At 67.0% G+C, this 1,326-nt stretch carries 1 protein-coding gene; it reads right to left on the bottom strand.

The genetic code is table 11. From position 1 onward, the window contains the following. Positions 1–30 precede the first annotated feature (30 nt). On the bottom strand, positions 31–1,275 hold the full coding sequence (locus QRO93_RS21200) for a DUF819 domain-containing protein (protein WP_053510205.1): 1,245 nt from the start codon (positions 1,273–1,275) through the stop codon (positions 31–33). Positions 1,276–1,326: the final 51 nt, after the last annotated feature.

The raw sequence follows: 1,326 nt of genomic DNA on the forward strand, positions 1-1,326 counted from the left end.
CCCCCCCCCCCCCCCCCCCCACTACCGGAATCACCCCTGCCCGGCCAGCGCGCGCAGAGTGATGCCGACGACGTAGGCCAGATAGGTGCCGGTGGCGTAGCCCATCGTCCCCAGCAGCACGCCGACCGGCGCCAGGGCCGGATGGAACGCCGCCGCCACCACCGGCGCCGAGGCCGGGCCACCGATGTTCGACTGCGAACCGATGGCGAAGTAGAAGAACGGCACCTTCAGCAGCTTGCCCAGGCACCACAGCAGCACGATGTGCACGGCGATCCAGATCAGGCCCAGCAGGAACAGCCACGGGCGGTCCAGCAGCGCCAGCAGATCCATCTGCATGCCGATACAGGCGATCAGGAAATACAGCAGCAGCGAACCCAGGCGCGAGGCGCCCGCGCCTTCCAGGGTGCGCGCACGGGTGAAACTGAGGCCCAGGCCCAGCGTGGTCGACAGCACCACCACCCACACGAATGGCGCATCCAGACTGAACTGTGCGGCCCAGCTGACGTTGATCTTGAACCATGCGGCCAGCGGCGCACCGATGGCATGCGCCAGGCCGACGCCACCGAAGGCCACCGCCACGATCAGCATCAGGTCGGTGAGGCTGGGAATGCGCTCGTGCTCGGCCTGGAAGCGCGCGATGCGCTCCTTCAGTTCATCGATGGCCGAGGTATCGGCGCCACTGCGCGCATCGATCTTCGCCGCGCGCCCGGCCAGGAAGATCAGCGCCGCCATCCACACGTAACCGACACCGACATCGACCACGGCAAACTGGCCGAAGGTGGTGGCGTTGACGTCAAACACTTCGCGCATCGCCAGCATGTTGGCACCGCCGCCGATCCAGCTGCCGGCCAGCGCAGCCATGCCGGCCCAGGTATCGCCGGCCACGGTGTCGGGGTGGATCGCGCGCATCACCAGGAAGGCCACCACCGCGCCGAGCATGATGCTGGCCGAAGCGCCCAGGTACATCAGCACCAGCTTCGGGCCCAGCCGCAGGATGCCCTTGATGTCCACCGCCAGGGTCAGCAGGATCAGCGCCGCCGGCAGCAGGATGTCGCGCGCGATCGGGTTGTAGAGCTTGGTGTTCTGGCCGTCGATCAAGCCTACGGTGTTGTAGATGCCGGGAATCAGGTAGCACAGCAGCAGTGCCGGCACGAAGGTGTAGAAGCGCTTCCACAGCCCCTGCTCGCGCGAGGCGGTCCAGAACACGGCGCCGAGGGTGGCGGCGATCAAACCGAAGACGACGATGTCGTTCTGGATCAGGGCGGTCGAAGGCATGCAGGCGCTCATGTAGAGCCGAGCCATGCTCGGCTGCTGTTGGCGGGAAAA

The organism is Stenotrophomonas maltophilia group sp. Smal17 (genome assembly GCF_030237045.1).
GTDB classification, from domain to species: Bacteria; Pseudomonadota; Gammaproteobacteria; order Xanthomonadales; family Xanthomonadaceae; genus Stenotrophomonas; species Stenotrophomonas forensis.